This window comes from Salipiger sp. ABF4_146 (assembly GCF_056161345.1).
Genome location: NZ_JBSWYX010000003.1, coordinates 278,892 through 295,559, shown reverse-complemented (window position 1 = coordinate 295,559; position 16,668 = coordinate 278,892). Strand labels below are relative to the sequence as shown.

Genomic DNA, 16,668 nt, shown 5'->3' with positions numbered 1-16,668 from the left:
TTAATTTGAGAGAGACACCGGCCCGTCCGACACCGTGCCGGGAATTGACTTCGACGGGGGGAGGGGATAGGCATTCTCTCAACACCCGTCCGGGTGGGATCTTCCCGAAAGACATGACAAAGACGGCCGACCGCGGCCCGGAGGAATGCATGACAAGTGCCGAAAGCACTGAACGTCTGAACCTGTCCGATCTGAAGGCGCAAAGCCCGAAAGATCTCCTCGCCATGGCCGAAGAGCTGGACATCGAGAACGCCTCGACCATGCGTAAGGGCGAGATGATGTTCCAAATTCTCCGCGAGCGCGCGGACGAAGGCTGGACCATCTTCGGTGACGGCGTTCTTGAGGTGCTGCAGGACGGCTTCGGCTTCCTTCGCTCGCCCGAAGCGAACTATCTGCCCGGTCCCGATGACATCTACGTCTCGCCCGACATGATCCGGAAGTATTCGCTGCGCACCGGCGACACCATCGAGGGTGAAATCCGTGCGCCTGAAAACGAAGAGCGCTACTTCGCGCTGGTCGACGTCTCTGCGATCAACTTCGAAGACCCGGATCGTGCCCGTCACAAGATCGCCTTCGACAACCTGACGCCGCTCTATCCAGATGAGCGCCTGAAGATGGAAATCGAAGACCCGACGATCAAGGACAAATCGGCCCGGATCATCGATCTCGTCGCGCCGATCGGTAAGGGCCAGCGCTCGCTGATCGTGGCGCCGCCGCGCACCGGTAAGACGGTTCTGCTGCAGAATATCGCCACCTCGATCGAGAAGAACCACCCCGAGTGCTATCTGATCGTTCTGCTGATCGACGAGCGCCCGGAAGAAGTGACCGACATGCAGCGCTCGGTGAAGGGTGAGGTTGTCTCCTCGACCTTCGACGAGCCCGCCACGCGCCACGTTGCCGTCTCGGAGATGGTCATCGAGAAGGCCAAGCGTCTTGTGGAGCATAAACGAGATGTTGTCATCCTTCTCGACTCGATCACAAGACTTGGTCGCGCCTTCAACACGGTCGTCCCGTCCTCGGGCAAGGTCCTGACCGGCGGTGTCGATGCGAACGCACTGCAACGTCCCAAGCGCTTCTTTGGTGCCGCGCGGAATATCGAAGAGGGTGGCTCGCTCACCATCATCGCCACCGCGCTGATCGATACAGGCTCGCGCATGGACGAGGTGATCTTCGAAGAATTCAAGGGCACCGGTAACTCGGAAATCGTGCTGGACCGCAAGGTCGCCGACAAGCGCGTCTTCCCGGCGATCGACATTCTCAAGTCGGGCACCCGGAAAGAGGACTTGCTCACCGACAAGATCGACCTGCAGAAGACTTTCGTCCTGCGCCGCATCCTCAACCCGATGGGCACGACGGACGCGATCGAGTTCTTGCTCTCCAAACTTAAGCAGACGAAGACAAACGGCGAATTCTTCGACTCCATGAACAGCTAAACATAAACCGCAAAGGAGGCGGGGATGGATACGATCTTCGCACTTGCCAGCGCGGTCGGCAAAGCAGGCGTTTCCGTGGTGAGGGTTTCCGGACCCTCCGCATGGGACGCCTGTTCTCGTCTTTGCGGGGACGTTCCCGCGCCGCGGCGCACGGCGCTGCGGCGACTGACCGACGGTGCGGGGCAAATTCTTGACGAAGCGCTGGTGCTGGTCTTCGAAGATGGCAAAAGCTTTACCGGCGAGCGGGTGGTGGAATTTCACCTGCACGGCAGCATCGCAATTCTGCGGGCCGTCCTGCGCGAACTTGGCGCGATGGAGGGCATCCGTCAGGCAGAACCCGGCGAGTTCACCCGTCGCGCGCTCGAACACGACCGGCTGGACCTGACGCAGGTCGAAGCGCTGGCGGATCTGATCGAAGCCGAGACCGAAAGCCAGCGCAATCAGGCGATGACCGTTTTCGCAGGCGCGCTTGGACAGAAGGTCGACGCTTGGCGCGAAGAATTGATTTTCGCCGCCTCTCTGCTTGAGGTCACCATCGATTTCGCTGACGAAGAAGTTCCCGTCGACGTCTCGGACGATGTGCGCGCCGCGCTCACCAAAGTGAAGTCCGAGGTTGACCGGGAACTGGCCGGCGTTGATGCGGCAGAGCGTATCCGAAGTGGTTTTGAGGTCGCGATCGTCGGCCGGCCAAACGTTGGAAAGTCGAGCTTGTTGAACGTCCTTGCGGGACGTGATGCGGCGATCACTTCGGAACACGCGGGCACAACACGGGACGTGATTGAAGTGCGCATGGAGATCGCGGGTCTTCCAGTGACGCTGCTCGATACGGCGGGACTGCGCGAGGCTGCCGATCCGGTCGAGAGAATTGGCATTCAGCGTGCTCGGGACCGCGCAGAACTAGCGGATCTGAGGGTTTTCCTGCTGGAAGCCGATGAGACCTTGGATGTGAGCCCACGCGATGGCGACATCATTCGCCGGTCCAAGGGAGATCTCTCTGGCGACGATCAGGCGATTTCCGCTGCCACGGGGCGGGGGATTGATGCGCTTGTGGCGCAGATCGGTGAGACCTTGTCACAGCGCGTTCAATCGAGCGGTCTCGCCACACGCGAACGTCACCGGCTGGCCTTTGCCGAAGGCAGCACAGCCCTTGAAACTGCGCTGGAATTGCTTGATTTCGGACCCGAGCGGTATGATATCGCTGCAGAGGAAGTCCGGGTCGCGATTCGACGCCTTGAAGCCCTGATCGGCCGCGTCGACGTAGAAAACCTGCTGGACAAGATCTTCTCGAGCTTCTGCCTGGGAAAGTAAGGAGTGTTTCACGTGAAACAGCTCGACTTTGACGTCGTTGTCGTCGGTGGTGGACACGCCGGCACTGAAGCCGCTGCCGCTGCGGCCCGATTTGGCGCGTGTACCGCACTGGTGACACTGACCCGCGGCGGAATTGGCGTAATGTCCTGCAATCCGGCGATTGGCGGTCTTGGGAAAGGCCATCTCGTGCGTGAGATTGACGCCATGGACGGCGTGATGGGGCGCGTTGCTGATCAGGCCGGTATCCAGTTCCGTCTTCTCAATCGGCGCAAGGGGCCAGCTGTTCAGGGGCCCCGAACCCAAGCGGATCGGAAACTGTATCGAGAAGCGATGCTCCGCGAGATGGAAGACTCGCCGAACCTGACAATCGTCCAAGGCGAAGTTACAGATCTCCTCAAAACAGGAGATCTGGTGCAGGGCGTCGTTCTTGCAGACGGATCCGAACTCAAAGCTGAAGCGGTGGTGCTAACCACGGGCACCTTCCTGCGCGGCGTCATCCATATCGGCGACCAAAAGCGCCCCGGCGGCCGTATGGGCGACAAGCCGGCGGTCAAGCTGGCTGAGCGCCTCGACGAGATGGCGCTCCCTCTCGGACGACTCAAAACCGGCACGCCTCCGCGCTTGGATGGCCGCACGATCAATTGGGACATTCTCGACAGCCAGCCCGGTGACGATGACCCGGTGCTGTTCTCATTCCTGTCGAAAGAGCCTTTCGTCCGGCAGATCTCTTGCGGCATCACCCACACCAACGCACGTACTCATGATCTAATCCGCGAAAACCTCGACAGATCTGCCATGTACGGCGGTCATATCGAGGGGATTGGCCCGCGCTACTGCCCATCAATTGAAGACAAGGTGGTGCGCTTTTCGGACAAGGAATCCCACCAGATCTTTCTGGAGCCGGAAGGGCTGGACGATCACACCGTCTATCCGAACGGTATTTCAACCTCGCTGCCGGAAGACGTGCAAGAGGCCTATGTCCATTCAATCGTTGGGCTCGAAAACGCCAAGATCCTGCAGCCGGGCTACGCAATCGAATATGATTACGTCGACCCGCGGGCGCTCGACCTTCGCTTGTCGGTAAAGGCGGTGTCCGGCCTCTATCTCGCGGGTCAGATCAACGGCACCACTGGGTACGAGGAAGCGGCTGCCCAAGGGCTTGTGGCGGGTTTGAACGCAGCGGCGCAAAGCCTCGGACGTGAAGAGATCACGTTTAGCCGCACCGACAGCTATATTGGCGTCATGGTCGATGATCTGACGTCGCGCGGCGTGACGGAACCTTACCGGATGTTTACCTCGCGCGCTGAATTCCGTCTTTCGCTTCGGGCCGACAACGCTGACCAGCGTCTGACCCCGCAGGCCATTGAGCTTGGCTGCGTCTCCGACGCGCGGAAATCTGCATATCTGGATAAAGCCGAGAAGCTTGAGCAGGGGAGGGAGGTCCTTTCGGATCTGACCATGACCCCGCGGCAGCTCACGGAACTTGGCCTAAAGATGAACGCTGATGGTGCGCGTCGTAGCCTTTTCCAGCTCTTATCGTTCCCTGACATTTCGATGAATTTCTTGCGGGAGCACGTCCAAGAACTGTCCAAAATTGACGAAGAGATTGGCAGCCAGCTTGAGAAAGACGCGCTTTATGCCAATTACATCGATCGCCAGAAGCGGGACGTTGAGGCGTTGAAGCGGGATGAAACCTATCAGGTTCCCGCCGACTTCGATTTCTCGTCAATTGAAGGGCTGTCGAACGAACTGAAGCAAAAGCTCGAACGCGCCCGCCCGTCGACGCTTGCGCAGGCATCCAAAGTTGACGGAATGACGCCGGCGGCGCTGTCGCTCTTGCTGATCCGCCTCCGCCGGACGGAAAAGGCGCGCAGCGCATGAGTTCACGAGACCTTGGAGGTGGGCTGTGTGTTTCACGTGAAACATGGGACCGCCTTGAGCACTACACGGACCTTCTGAGGAAGTGGAATCCGCGGATCAACCTCGTTTCGCCGACCACTTTGGCAGAAGCATGGACCCGCCACATCGTCGATTCCGCTCAGATCTGGCAGATCCCGCAGGATAAACCCGCTCACTGGGCAGATCTGGGCAGTGGCGGAGGTTTTCCGGGGCTCGTTGTCGCCATATTGCGTGATGAATTTGCGCCAGAGATGAAAGTCACGCTGGTCGAAAGTGATCAGCGCAAATGCGCTTTTCTTCGGACCGTTCTGCGCGAGACAGGGGCTCCTGCGCAGGTGGAAGCACGGCGGATCGAAGAGATCCCGTCGCTTAAAGCTGACATCCTGAGCGCCCGCGCCTTAGCGTCGCTAGATAAGCTTCTGGGCTTTGCTGATCGTCACTTGGGCGAGGGGGGCACGGCGCTCTTCCCAAAGGGCGCGCAAGCGGAAAAAGAAATCGCCGAGGCACGCAAGATGTGGCAGTTTGAAGTGACACGGCATACAAGCTTTACTGATCCCAACGCGGTTGTCTTGCAAATCGGAGTTCCGACTCATGTCTGATATCTTCCGGCCCGGCGCGGCCAAGATCGTAGCCATCGCCAATCAGAAGGGTGGGGTGGGCAAGACCACGACGACGATCAATCTCGGAGCTGCGCTGGCAGAACGCGGGCTGAAAGTACTGGTTGTCGACCTCGATCCGCAGGGGAACTCTTCCACCGGCCTCGGAATCGAGCCCGAAGCACGCGAATACACCGCCTATGAGCTGCTTTTGGAAGATGCGCCGCTGTCGGACATGATCCTGTCGACGGAAACCCCGAACCTGCAGTTGATCCCGGCAACGGTCGATCTGGCGTCCGCAGATATCGAACTGGTCGCCAATGAAAAGCGCAGCTTTCTTCTGCATGACGCACTGCGGCAGGCCGAGATGGCCCAGTTCGGCTTTGATTTTGTGCTGATCGACTGCCCGCCGTCGCTCAACTTGCTCACCGTAAACGCGATGGTCGCGGCGCATTCGATCCTCGTGCCGCTGCAGAGCGAGTTTTTCGCGCTTGAAGGGCTGTCGCAGCTGATGCTGACGATCCGCGAAGTGCGTCAGAGCGCCAACCCCGATCTGCGGATCGAGGGCATCGTTCTCACCATGTTTGACGCGCGGAACAATCTGTCTCGCATGGTGGAAGAGGATGCGCGGGCCAATCTGGGCGATCTGGTGTTCAACACGGTGATTCCGCGCAACGTGCGTGTCAGCGAGGCGCCGTCTTATGCGTGCCCGGTTCTGACCTACGACACAAATTCGAAGGGGGCTCTGGCCTATCGCGCCCTGGCGGAAGAATTGCTGCGCAACAACGCGCAGATGGCGGCATAAACAAGAAACGACACGAGAGGGCAGAAATGGCAGAGAAACGCGAAATGCGGCGAGGGCTCGGGCGCGGCCTTTCGGCGCTTATGTCCGATGTCGAGGTGCGGCCTGCCGACGCCGAAGCGGAGGCACCAGCCCGCAATCCCGATCGTATGATCCCGATTGAAAAACTCTTCGCGAACAAAGATCAGCCGCGCCGGACGTTCACCCCAGAGCAACTGAACGAGCTGGCTGAATCGATCCGGACCAAGGGCATCATTCAGCCGATAATTGTACGGCCGCGTCCCGACTCCGAAGGCGAGTTCGAGATCGTTGCCGGTGAACGCCGGTGGCGCGCTGCGCAAATGGCGCAGCTGCATGAAGTACCGGCGCTGGTTCGTGAGTTTGACGACATCGAGGTTCTCGAAGTCGCGATCATCGAAAACATCCAGCGGGCGGATCTGAACGCGATCGAAGAGGCGGCCGGCTACAAGCAACTGATGAACCGCTTCGGGCACACGCAGGAAAAAATCGCCGAGGCGCTTGGCAAAAGCCGCAGCCACATTGCGAACCTGCTGCGCCTGCTGAACCTGCCGGAAACGGTGCAGACGATGGTGGTCGACGGGGAGCTGACTGCAGGCCACGCGCGGACGCTGGTGACGGCCGAGAATCCCGAAGAGGTGGCGAAAGAGATCGTTCGTCGAAAGCTGTCGGTGCGCCAGGCCGAACAACTTGCAAAGCCGCAGCCGCCGAAGGAGCAAAGTCAGGCTCGAAACGGCTTCGCAGGCTCTGAAAAAGACGCCGACACGCGGGCGCTGGAAGGAGATCTCTCGGCGGCGGTCGGGATGAAAGTCGCGATTCAGAACCAGCCGGGGCAGGAGAACGGCAAGCTGACGATCAGCTACCGGACGTTCGAAGAACTCGACAAGCTCTGCGCCATACTGAGCGCCGCGCGGTGAAGAGATCTCCACAGGCTCCTGTGGAGAGATCTCGCGACCGCATCGGCCACTTAACGCGAAGAAACAACTGGTAGTGTTTTGATGGTCAGATCTGCCCAGATCTGGCGGATCTCTTCAACAATACAAAGGCCGAGCAAATTTTGCTCGGCCTTTTGCTTTTTAAGTCTGTTTTCGGTGTCAGATCTGTCCACAGGATCTCTATCAGATCTACACAGGATCCTGTGGGTATGTTTCACGTAGATCAGCTTGTCAGTAATTCTGCAATCACCGCGTTGAGCACCAGACGACCCTCTGTGGTTGCGCCAAGCAGGTCGTTGTCCTGCCACAGCAAGCCCATGTCGCGCAGGTCTTTTATCTTGGGCAAGGGCAGGGAGGCCGGCGATATCTCGGCGAGACGCGAGGTTGAAATGCCCTCGGAGAGCCGCAGACCCATCATTACAAACTCGGTCACGATATCTGACGTATCGAGCGGGTCGAACACGCTGTCGGCGCGCCCGGCCTCGGCCTTTTCGATCCAAGCGCCGGGCATTTTCCATGCTTCGGTGGCGTGCCGGGTGCCGTTGACGGTGACCCGCCCATGCGCGCCGGGCCCGACACCGACGTAGTCGCCGCCGCGCCAATAGACGAGATTGTGCCGCGATTGCGCGCCGGGCAGGGCGTGGTTCGACACTTCATAGGCGGAATAGCCGGCCTTGGAAGTGATCTCTTGCGTCGCGAGGAACATATCGGCGGCGAGGTCTTCGCCGGGCAGATGCTTCATCTGCCCACGCTGCGCGCGCTCCCAGAACATCGTGCCTTCCTCGATGGTCAACTGGTAGAGCGACAGGTGGTCGCCGGCGAGGTCGAGCGCCTCGCGCAGTTCCACCTCCCAGTCGGTGATCGACTGGTTCTCGCGCGCATAGATCAGGTCGAAATTGACCCTGTCAAAGACCGACTGGGCGGTTTGCAGGGCGACGATAGCCTCATCCACGTCGTGCAACCGCCCCAGGCGGCGCAGATCGTCGGGACGCAGGCTCTGAATGCCCATAGAGACCCGATTTACCCCAGCTTCTCGAAAGCCTTCGAACTTTGAAACCTCGACAGAGCGCGGGTTGGCCTCGAGCGTGATCTCGATGTCGTTGGCCCATGTCCAGTGCTCACGGGCGGCGTCCAGAACTGCCTTCACGGTCCGGGGCTCCATGAGAGAGGGCGTGCCGCCACCAAAATAGATCGAGTTGAGAAGACGCCCCGAGGTCATCTCGCCATAACGGCGGACCTCGGAGCTTAGCGCTTCGGCCCAGCGGGTCTGGTCGATCGACCGGACGACATGGCTGTTGAAGTCGCAATAGGGGCATTTGGCCTCGCAGAAAGGCCAATGCACGTAGAGGCCAAAGCCTCCTTCACGCCAGGTTTCAGGCATCGTCTTGGGCAAAGCACCCTTTCACGAATTTGGCAAAGGCATCGGCGCGGTGGCTGATGCGGTTCTTCTCGTCACTGTCCATCTCGGCGAAGGTGATCTCATAGCCATCGGGCTGGAAGATCGGGTCGTATCCGTGGCCGTTGTCGCCGCGCATGGGCCAGACCACGCGGCCTTCCATAACGCCGGGGAAAACCGCGTCGGTGCCATCGGGCCAAGCCAGAACCAGCGTGCAGTTGAAGCGCGCGGTCCAAGGCTGCTCGGCACCGGTCTGGCGCAGCGCGTCGTGGGTCTTGCCCATGGCCATGATGAAATCGCGGCCTTTTCCGGTTTCTGCCCAATCGGCGGTATAGACACCGGGCGCACCGTCCAGCGCATCCACCGAGATGCCGCTGTCGTCGGCGAGGGCGGGCAGGCCGGTGGCCGTTGCTGCCGCGTGCGCCTTGATGCGGGCGTTCTCGACGAAGGTCGTGCCGGTTTCCTCGGGTTCGGGAAGGTTCAGCTCCTTGGCGCCGACCACCTCGATGCCGAAGGGTTTCAGCAGATCGGTGATCTCTTCGAGCTTGCCGGCGTTGTGGGTGGCGACGAGCAGCTTCTTGTCGGTGAACTTGCGGCTCATGCGGTCACCGCGAGCTGTTTCTCGACAAGCTGCGCGACGCCCGCTTCGGCGAGGTCCATAAGCTTATTCATCTGGTCGCGGCTGAAGGTGGCGCCTTCGGCAGACATCTGCACCTCGATCAGCTGGCCATCACCGCGCAGGATGAAGTTGCCATCGACGCCGGCCTCCGAGTCCTCGGCGTAATCAAGATCGAGCACCGGCTGACCGGCGTAGATGCCGCAGCTGACGGCGGCAACCGGGGTCAGCGGGTCGGTGGTGATGACGCCGGTCTTCAGCAGCTTGTTGACCGCGAGGCGCAGGGCCACCCAGCCGCCGGTGATCGCGGCGCAACGGGTGCCGCCGTCGGCTTGGATGACGTCGCAGTCGATGGTGATCTGGCGTTCGCCAAGCGCGACCCGGTCGACGCCGGCGCGCAGCGAGCGGCCGATCAGGCGCTGAATTTCGACGGTGCGGCCACCTTGCTTGCCGCTCGATGCCTCGCGGCGCATGCGCGAGCCGGTGGAGCGCGGCAGCATGCCGTATTCGGCGGTCACCCAGCCAAGGCCCGAGCCTTTGACGAAGGGCGGCACGCGCTCTTCAAGCGTGGCGGTACAGATGAGGTGGGTGTCGCCCATCTTGATCAGGCAGGACCCTTCGGCATGTTTTGTGACGCCCGTCTCGATTGAAACGGCGCGCATATCGCTTAGATCTCGTCCTGAAGGTCTCATTCGGTGCCCCTTTTCCTGGTCGCGCTCGGGATACTGGTGCAGATGCTTTGCCGCAACCCCGATTGACGGGGCGCGAGAGGCACCTTTAATGACCCTGAACAGCCGGAGTTTAGGATGAAAGAGGGCAACCGTCTTCTCGATGAAATGAACGATCGCTCGCGCGAAGTCTTTCGCCGCGTGGTGGAAGGCTATCTCGAGACGGGCGAGCCGGTCGGCTCGCGCACCCTGACGCGCAGCCTGTCCGAGAAAGTCTCGGCGGCGACGATCCGCAACGTCATGCAGGACCTCGAATATCTCGGCCTGCTCGACAGCCCGCATGTGTCTGCGGGGCGTGTGCCGACGCAGGTGGGGCTGCGCATGTTCGTCGACGGGCTGCTGGAGGTGCGCGATCTGGACATGTCGGACCGCGAGGCGCTGGACGCCACCACTTCGAACCGCAGCGACGATGTCGGCGGTCTGCTCGACCGGGTCGGGGCTGCGCTGTCGGGTGTGACACATGGCGCGTCGCTGGTGCTGACGCCCAAACATGAGGCGCCGGTCAAGCACATCGAATTTGTCTCTCTCGGCCATGACCGCTCTCTGGTGGTCCTGGTCTTTGCCGATGGCCACGTCGAGAACCGGCTCTTCACCCCGCCGCCGGGGCAGACCCCGAGTTCGATGCGCGAAGCGGCAAATTTCCTCAACGCGCTGATCGAGGGCAAGACACTGTCTGAATTGCGGGGAGAGATCGGACGGCAGATCAGTTCGCGGCGTCAGGAGATCGACGCGCTGGCGGCTGATCTGATCGAAACCGGCATGGCAGCGTGGGAGAAAGACGCCGACAATTCCGCGCGCCTGATCGTGCGCGGCACGGCGAATCTGCTCGGACAGGACAGCGAGGTTGAAGAGCTAGACCGCATCCGCTCGCTGTTTGACGACCTCGAGCGCAAGCGGGATATCGCCGAGTTCCTTCAACTCGCCGAAGCAGGCGACGGGGTGCGCATTTTTATCGGCTCAGAGAACAAACTTTTCTCACTTTCGGGTTCCTCTCTGGTGGTCTCTCCATATATGAACGCGGATCGAAAGATAATCGGTGCGGTCGGGGTCATCGGACCCACGCGGCTCAACTACGGGCGGATCGTACCCATCGTGGACTACACGGCACAGCTGGTCGGCAGGCTGATTGCCGAGCGGAGCTAGAGGTTAGACATGGCAGACGCGAAGAAAGACGAATTTCTCGACGATATCGAGGCGGCAGAGGCCGAGGCCCTGGCCAGCGAGATGGAAGAGATGGACGACGAGGCGATCGAACTCGACGAACTGCGCGCCGAGCGCGACGAGTACAAGGACCGCTTCATGCGGGCGCTGGCGGATGCCGAGAACGCCCGCAAGCGCGCCGACAAGGATCGCCGCGAGGCACAGCAGTACGGCGGCTCGAAGCTGGCCCGTGACCTGCTGCCGGTCTACGACAACCTCAACCGCGCGCTCAATGCGGCACGCGAGGCCGAGGCGGCAGATGCGCTGATCGAAGGCGTCGAACTGACCCTGCGCGAGCTTCTGAACACTTTCGAGAAGCACGGCATGACGGCAATCAAGCCCGAGGTGGGTGACAAGTTCGACCCCAAGCATCACGAAGCGATGTTCGAAGCCCCGGTGCCCGGCACCAAGGCGGGCGAGATCATCCAGGTCTCGGCAGAGGGCTTCATGCTCTACGACCGCCTGTTGCGTCCGGCGCAGGTGGGCGTCAGCTCGATGCAGGGCTGATCTCGTCACAGCGAACAACGCAAAACCCCCGGTCGAATGGCCGGGGGTTTTTCTTTGGGGGTGAGACACGGTGCGGCGCTCGTCCGGCGGCTTCGCCTTGATTCCGGACGGGCAGCGCCCTGACGCGCATGTTTCACGTGAGTCCGGCTTACCCTTTCAACAGAGACTTCAGATCGTAAAGCGCCTGAAGCGCATCGCGCGGGGTCATCTCGTCGGGCAGCAGCGTCGCCAGCTTCTCTTCCACCTCAGAGGGGCCCGTCGGCGCCGGGGCAGGCTCTGGTTTCGCAGCCGCGGAGAACAGCGGTAGATCGTCGATCAGCGCTTTCGGCGATGTCCGACCCCGCTCGCCTTCCTCCAGCGCGCTCAGCACGTCGCGGGCGCGAGCGATCACCGCAGGCGGCAGACCCGCAAGCTGTGCCACTTGCACGCCGTAGGAGCGATCGGCTGCCCCTTCGCGCACCTCGTGCAGGAAGATCACTTCGCCGTCCCACTCCTTCACCGCAACCGTGGCATTGCCGACGCCTTCGAGCTTGGCGGCCAGCTGCGTCAGCTCGTGGTAGTGCGTGGCGAAGAGCCCGCGCACGCGGTTCACGCCATGCAGGTGCTCCAGCGTCGCCCATGCGATGGACAGCCCGTCATAGGTGGCAGTGCCGCGACCGATCTCATCGAGGATCACCAGCGCACGGTCGTCCGCCTGATTGAGAATGGCGGCGGTCTCCACCATCTCGACCATGAACGTCGAGCGCCCGCGCGCCAGATCATCCGAGGCACCGACGCGGCTGAATATCTGGCTGACCACGCCCAGATGCGCGCGATCGGCCGGCACATAAGAGCCCATCTGCGCCAGCAGGGCGATCAGCGCGTTCTGCCGCAGGAAGGTTGATTTACCGGCCATGTTCGGGCCGGTCAGCAGCGTCACCGACGCGCCCTCGCCATTGGCGTTCAAGGCACAATCATTGGCGATAAAGGGCGCGCCGCCCTGTTGTTGCAGCGCGCGTTCCACCACCGGGTGGCGGCCTGCGACAATCTCAAACGCGCGGCTGTCGTCGACCTGCGGGCGGCACCAGTTCTGCGCTTTGGCCAGATCGGACAGGCCAAGCGCAACGTCGAATTCGGCCAGCGCCAGCCCGGTCTCAGACACCTGCGGCGCACGGGCCAGAATGGCACCTTTCAGGCTTTCATAGAGCCGCTTTTCGATCTCCAGCGCCTCGTTCCCGGCGTTCATAATGCGGGTCTCCAACTCGGTCAGTTCGACGGTGGTGAAGCGCACCTGATTGGCGGTGGTCTGGCGGTGGATGAAGGTCTCGTTCAGCGGCGCCGACATCATCTTCTCGGCATGGGTCGCCGTGGTCTCGATGAAGTAGCCCAGCACGTTGTTGTGCTTGATCTTGAGCGCATTCACGCCAGCCATCTCGGCGTATTTCGCCTGCATAGAGGCGATCACGCCGCGGCCCTCGTCGCGCAGGGTGCGGGCTTCGTCCAGTTGCGGATCGTAGCCCGGCGCAACAAAGCCGCCGTCGCGCACCATCAGCGGCGGCTCGGCCACCAGCGCCGCTTCAAGGAGGGCGATCAACTCGTCGTGGCCGGTCAGTGTTTCACGTGCATCAGCCAGCAAAGGCGGCAATTCGGCACTGCTTAGCGTCTCGGCGATCTCTTCGGCCTGTGCCAGCGCGTTGCGCACGGCGGCCAGATCGCGCGGGCCGCCACGGTCGAGTCCGAGCCGCGACAGCGCGCGGTCAAGGTCAGGCACCTTGCGCAAGCCGTCGCGCAGCTGTGGCGCCTCTGTGGCGCTCATTGCCCAGTCCAGAGCCTGAAGACGTCCTTCGATCACGCCAAGATTGCGGGAGGGGGAAGAAACGCGCCTTTCCAGAAGGCGGGCGCCGCCGGGCGTCACGGTCTTGTCGATTACCGACAGCAGCGATCCCGCGCGGCCGCCATTCATCGAATGCGTCAGTTCAAGGTTGCGGCGCGTGGCGGCATCGATCTGCAGAAGGTTCGACACCGCGTCACGCTGCGGTGGGCGCAGCAGCGGCAGACGACCCTTCTGCGTGATGTCGAGATAATCGACCAGCGCACCCATGGCCGACAGTTCGGGCCGCTCAAATGCGCCAAAACCCGAAAGCGTCTGCACGGAAAAGAGCCGTTTCAGGCGGTCCTCGGCCCCGGCACTGTCAAAGGAGGCAGCCCCAAGAGGCGTGGGGAAAATGCCGAGATCGCTCAGCACCGGGCGCAGATCCTCATCGGTGCTTTCCGAGACCAGAACCTCTGAAGGCGCCAGACGCGCCAGTTCGGCGCCGATGCGGGCGCGGGCAAGGGGCATCACGTGAAACGCGCCGGTGGAAATGTCGCACCACGCCAGCGCCCAATCGTCCCGAACACGGCCCAAAGCGGCCAGATAATTGTGACGGCGCGCTTCCAGCAGCGACTCTTCGGTGAGCGTGCCGGGGGTCACAAGCCGCACCACGTCGCGCTTCACCACTGATTTATGGCCGCGCTTCTTGGCTTCGGCGGGGCTTTCCATCTGCTCGCCCACGGCGACGCGAAACCCCTTGCGGATCAGCGTCAGCAGGTAACCCTCGGCGGCATGCACCGGGACGCCGCACATGGGGATGTCATCGCCCGCGTGCTTGCCGCGCTTGGTCAGCGCGATGTCGAGCGCCTCCGCCGCGGCCACCGCGTCGTCGAAGAACATCTCGTAGAAGTCGCCCATCCTGTAGAACAAGAGCGCGTCCGGATACTGCGCTTTGATCTCAAGATATTGCGCCATCATCGGCGTGACTGCCGTCATGTAGTCCCCCAGTGCTGCTTTGTGGTGGTTTAGCAAAGCCGCACGGTCCGGCGAAAGGTGAAATGCATGGAGTTGAGAAGAGCCTTACCCTGCGCTAAGAGGAACGCCGCTCATACTGGAGGGAAGCACGCTCATGTCGAAATCGAAGTTCACCCGCGAAGAGGCGCTGGCCTTCCACCTCGAGCCGACCCCCGGCAAGTGGGAAGTGCAGGCGACCGTGCCGATGACCACGCAGCGCGATCTCAGCCTTGCCTATTCGCCCGGCGTTGCCGTGCCCTGCGAGGAAATCGCGGAAAACCCCGAACTGGCCTATGATTACACCAACAAGGGCAACCTCGTTGCGGTGATCTCGAACGGCACCGCGGTGCTGGGTCTCGGCAATCTTGGCGCGCTCGGCGGCAAGCCGGTGATGGAAGGCAAGTCGGTGCTATTCAAGCGCTTTGCCGATGTGAACTCTGTTGATATCGAGCTCGACACCGAGGACCCCGAGGAATTCATCAAGGCCTGCAAGCTGATGGGCCCGACCTTCGGTGGCATCAACCTCGAGGACATCAAGGCGCCTGAATGCTTCATCATCGAGCAGCGCCTGAAGGAAGAGATGGACATCCCCGTCTTCCACGACGACCAGCACGGCACCGCAGTGATCTGCGCTGCGGGTCTGATCAACGCGCTGCACCTGTCGGGCAAGAAGATCGAAGAGGTTAAGATCGTACTCAACGGCGCGGGCGCGGCGGGCATCGCTTGTCTCGAACTGCTCAAGAGCATGGGCGCAAAGCACGACAACTGCATCATGTGCGACACCAAGGGCGTGATCTATCAGGGCCGCACCGAGGGCATGAACCAGTGGAAGTCGGCGCATGCCGCCAACACCCCGCTGCGCACGCTGGAAGAGGCGATGGACGGCGCTGATGTGTTTCTTGGCGTGTCTGCCAAGGGTGCGGTGACGCAGGACATGGTCAAAAGCATGGCCGACAACCCTGTCATCTTCGCCATGGCCAACCCCGATCCCGAGATCACCCCGGAAGAAGCGCATGAAGTGCGTGTCGATGCCATCGTCGCCACCGGCCGCTCGGACTACCCGAACCAGGTGAACAACGTTCTGGGCTTTCCATATCTGTTCCGCGGCGCGCTGGATATCCACGCGCGCTCGATCAACGACGAGATGAAGATCGCCTGCGCCGAGGCACTGGCCGAACTGGCGCGCGAGGACGTGCCCGACGAGGTGGCGCTGGCCTACGGCAAGTCGCTGAGCTTCGGCCGCGATTACATCATCCCCACGCCGTTTGACCCGCGTCTCATCCACCGCATCCCGCCCGCCGTTGCCAAGGCCGGCATGGACACCGGTGCGGCGCGGCGGCCGATCATCGACATGGACGCTTATCAGGCGGGCCTGATGGGCCGGATGGACCCCACGGCTTCGGTTCTGCGCAGCATCAACAGCCGTGCGCGCGCCTCGCAGGCGCGGATGATCTTTGCTGAGGGCGACGACCCGCGCGTGCTGCGCGCCGCGGTCATGTACCAGCGCAACGGCTTCGGTAAGGCGATTGTCGTGGGTCGCGAGGCCGACGTGAAGGAAAAGCTTGAGGCCAGCGGCCTTGCGGACGCGGTGCGCGAGATCAAGGTGGTGAACGCCGCCAACACCGAGCACCTCGAGACCTACAAGGACTTCCTCTACAAGCGCCTGCAGCGCAAAGGCTATGATCGGCAGGATGTGCACCGGCTGGCGGCGCGCGACCGTCACGTCTTTGCCGCGCTGCTGCTGGCGCATGGCCATGGCGACGGGCTGATCACCGGCGCGACGCGCAAATCGGCGCATGTGATGGAAGCGATCAACCACGTGTTCGACGCCGATGCCGAAAGCGGGGTCGCCGGCGTGACCGCGCTGCTGCACAAGGGCCGTATCGTTCTGATCAGCGACACGCTGGTGCACGAATGGCCCGAGGCGGAGGATCTGGCCAACATCGCCGAGCGTGCCGCCGGCGTTGCGCGGCATCTCGGTCTCGAGCCACGCGTCGCCTTCGTGTCGTTCTCGACCTTCGGTTACCCGGTGTCGGAACGCGCCTCGAAGATGCACCGTGCGCCGATGGTGCTCGATCAGCGTGGCGTCGACTTCGAGTACGAAGGCGAGATGACCGTCGACGTGGCGCTGAACCGCAAGGCGCAGGAGAGCTACCCGTTCCAGCGGCTCACCGGTCCGGCGAACATCCTCGTGGTGCCGGCGCGACACTCGGCCTCGATCTCGGTCAAGCTGATGCAGGAAATGGCGGGCGCGACGGTGATCGGCCCGATCCTCGCCGGGATCGACAGCTCGATCCAGATTTGCTCGACGACGATGACCGCCAATGACATCCTGAACATGGCGGTTCTGGCGGCCTGCAAGGTCGGCTGATCTGGCTTGTTGGCTCCTGCCGGATGCCTCCGGCGGGAGTATTTTTAGAAAGA

Annotated in this window: 13 protein-coding genes; 9 read left to right on the top strand and 4 right to left on the bottom strand. The window is 62.0% G+C overall.

The window, feature by feature from the left end:
• Positions 1-149 precede the first annotated feature (149 nt).
• Genes rho through ACXAJT_RS06685 form a run of 6 tightly spaced genes read left to right on the top strand, consistent with a single transcriptional unit; the run spans position 150 to position 6,973 of the window.
• Positions 150-1,433 carry a transcription termination factor Rho gene (rho, locus tag ACXAJT_RS06710; RefSeq protein WP_475234059.1) on the top strand — a complete coding sequence of 428 codons (1,284 nt, stop codon included), beginning with the start codon at positions 150-152 and terminating at the stop codon, positions 1,431-1,433.
• Between the two features lie 24 nt (positions 1,434-1,457).
• Positions 1,458-2,741 (top strand): tRNA uridine-5-carboxymethylaminomethyl(34) synthesis GTPase MnmE, encoded by a 1,284-nt coding sequence (gene mnmE / locus ACXAJT_RS06705; protein WP_475234057.1) that lies wholly within the window; start codon positions 1,458-1,460, stop codon positions 2,739-2,741.
• A gap of 3 nt (positions 2,742-2,744) precedes the next feature.
• Positions 2,745-4,622, top strand: coding sequence for a tRNA uridine-5-carboxymethylaminomethyl(34) synthesis enzyme MnmG (gene mnmG / locus ACXAJT_RS06700; protein ID WP_475234054.1), 1,878 nt, complete (start codon positions 2,745-2,747; stop codon positions 4,620-4,622).
• The gene (rsmG, locus tag ACXAJT_RS06695; RefSeq protein ID WP_475234052.1) at positions 4,619-5,239 is read left to right on the top strand and encodes a 16S rRNA (guanine(527)-N(7))-methyltransferase RsmG; all 621 of its coding nucleotides are present in this window, start codon (positions 4,619-4,621) and stop codon (positions 5,237-5,239) included. The genes mnmG and rsmG overlap by 4 nt, the downstream gene beginning before the upstream one ends.
• Positions 5,232-6,041, top strand: a complete 810-nt coding sequence (locus ACXAJT_RS06690; RefSeq protein WP_475234050.1) for a ParA family protein — start codon at positions 5,232-5,234, stop codon at positions 6,039-6,041. Before rsmG ends, ACXAJT_RS06690 begins: the two co-directional genes overlap by 8 nt.
• 26 nt (positions 6,042-6,067) lie before the next feature.
• Entirely contained in the window at positions 6,068-6,973 is a 906-nt protein-coding gene (locus tag ACXAJT_RS06685) for a ParB/RepB/Spo0J family partition protein (RefSeq protein WP_475234048.1), read from the top strand.
• Positions 6,974-7,214: 241 nt separating this feature from the next.
• On the opposite strand, the gene hemW is transcribed toward ACXAJT_RS06685, so the two are convergent.
• Genes hemW through rph form a run of 3 tightly spaced genes read right to left on the bottom strand, consistent with a single transcriptional unit; the run spans position 7,215 to position 9,695 of the window.
• Positions 7,215-8,372 carry a radical SAM family heme chaperone HemW gene (gene hemW / locus ACXAJT_RS06680; RefSeq protein ID WP_475234178.1) on the bottom strand — a complete coding sequence of 386 codons (1,158 nt, stop codon included), beginning with the start codon at positions 8,370-8,372 and terminating at the stop codon, positions 7,215-7,217.
• Complete coding sequence (gene rdgB, locus ACXAJT_RS06675; RefSeq protein WP_475234046.1) at positions 8,365-8,988, bottom strand: RdgB/HAM1 family non-canonical purine NTP pyrophosphatase; 624 nt, start codon at positions 8,986-8,988, stop codon at positions 8,365-8,367. The genes hemW and rdgB overlap by 8 nt, the downstream gene beginning before the upstream one ends.
• Complete coding sequence (gene rph / locus ACXAJT_RS06670; protein WP_475234044.1) at positions 8,985-9,695, bottom strand: ribonuclease PH; 711 nt, start codon at positions 9,693-9,695, stop codon at positions 8,985-8,987. The genes rdgB and rph overlap by 4 nt, the downstream gene beginning before the upstream one ends.
• Before the next feature lie 114 nt (positions 9,696-9,809).
• Between rph and hrcA the strand changes: the two genes are divergently transcribed.
• Together hrcA and ACXAJT_RS06660 are read left to right on the top strand one after the other, a co-directional pair.
• The gene (hrcA, locus tag ACXAJT_RS06665; RefSeq protein ID WP_475234041.1) at positions 9,810-10,874 is read left to right on the top strand and encodes a heat-inducible transcriptional repressor HrcA; all 1,065 of its coding nucleotides are present in this window, start codon (positions 9,810-9,812) and stop codon (positions 10,872-10,874) included.
• Positions 10,875-10,883: 9 nt separating this feature from the next.
• Positions 10,884-11,438, top strand: coding sequence for a nucleotide exchange factor GrpE (locus ACXAJT_RS06660; protein WP_475234039.1), 555 nt, complete (start codon positions 10,884-10,886; stop codon positions 11,436-11,438).
• A 148-nt stretch (positions 11,439-11,586) separates the two neighbouring features.
• On the opposite strand, the gene mutS is transcribed toward ACXAJT_RS06660, so the two are convergent.
• A complete protein-coding gene (gene mutS, locus ACXAJT_RS06655; RefSeq protein ID WP_475234037.1) occupies positions 11,587-14,226 on the bottom strand; it encodes a DNA mismatch repair protein MutS in 2,640 nt (879 codons plus the stop codon).
• 133 nt (positions 14,227-14,359) lie between these two features.
• Here mutS and ACXAJT_RS06650 point away from each other — a divergent pair, with 133 nt between their 5' ends.
• Positions 14,360-16,615 (top strand): NADP-dependent malic enzyme, encoded by a 2,256-nt coding sequence (locus ACXAJT_RS06650; protein ID WP_475234034.1) that lies wholly within the window; start codon positions 14,360-14,362, stop codon positions 16,613-16,615.
• Positions 16,616-16,668 lie beyond the last annotated feature (53 nt).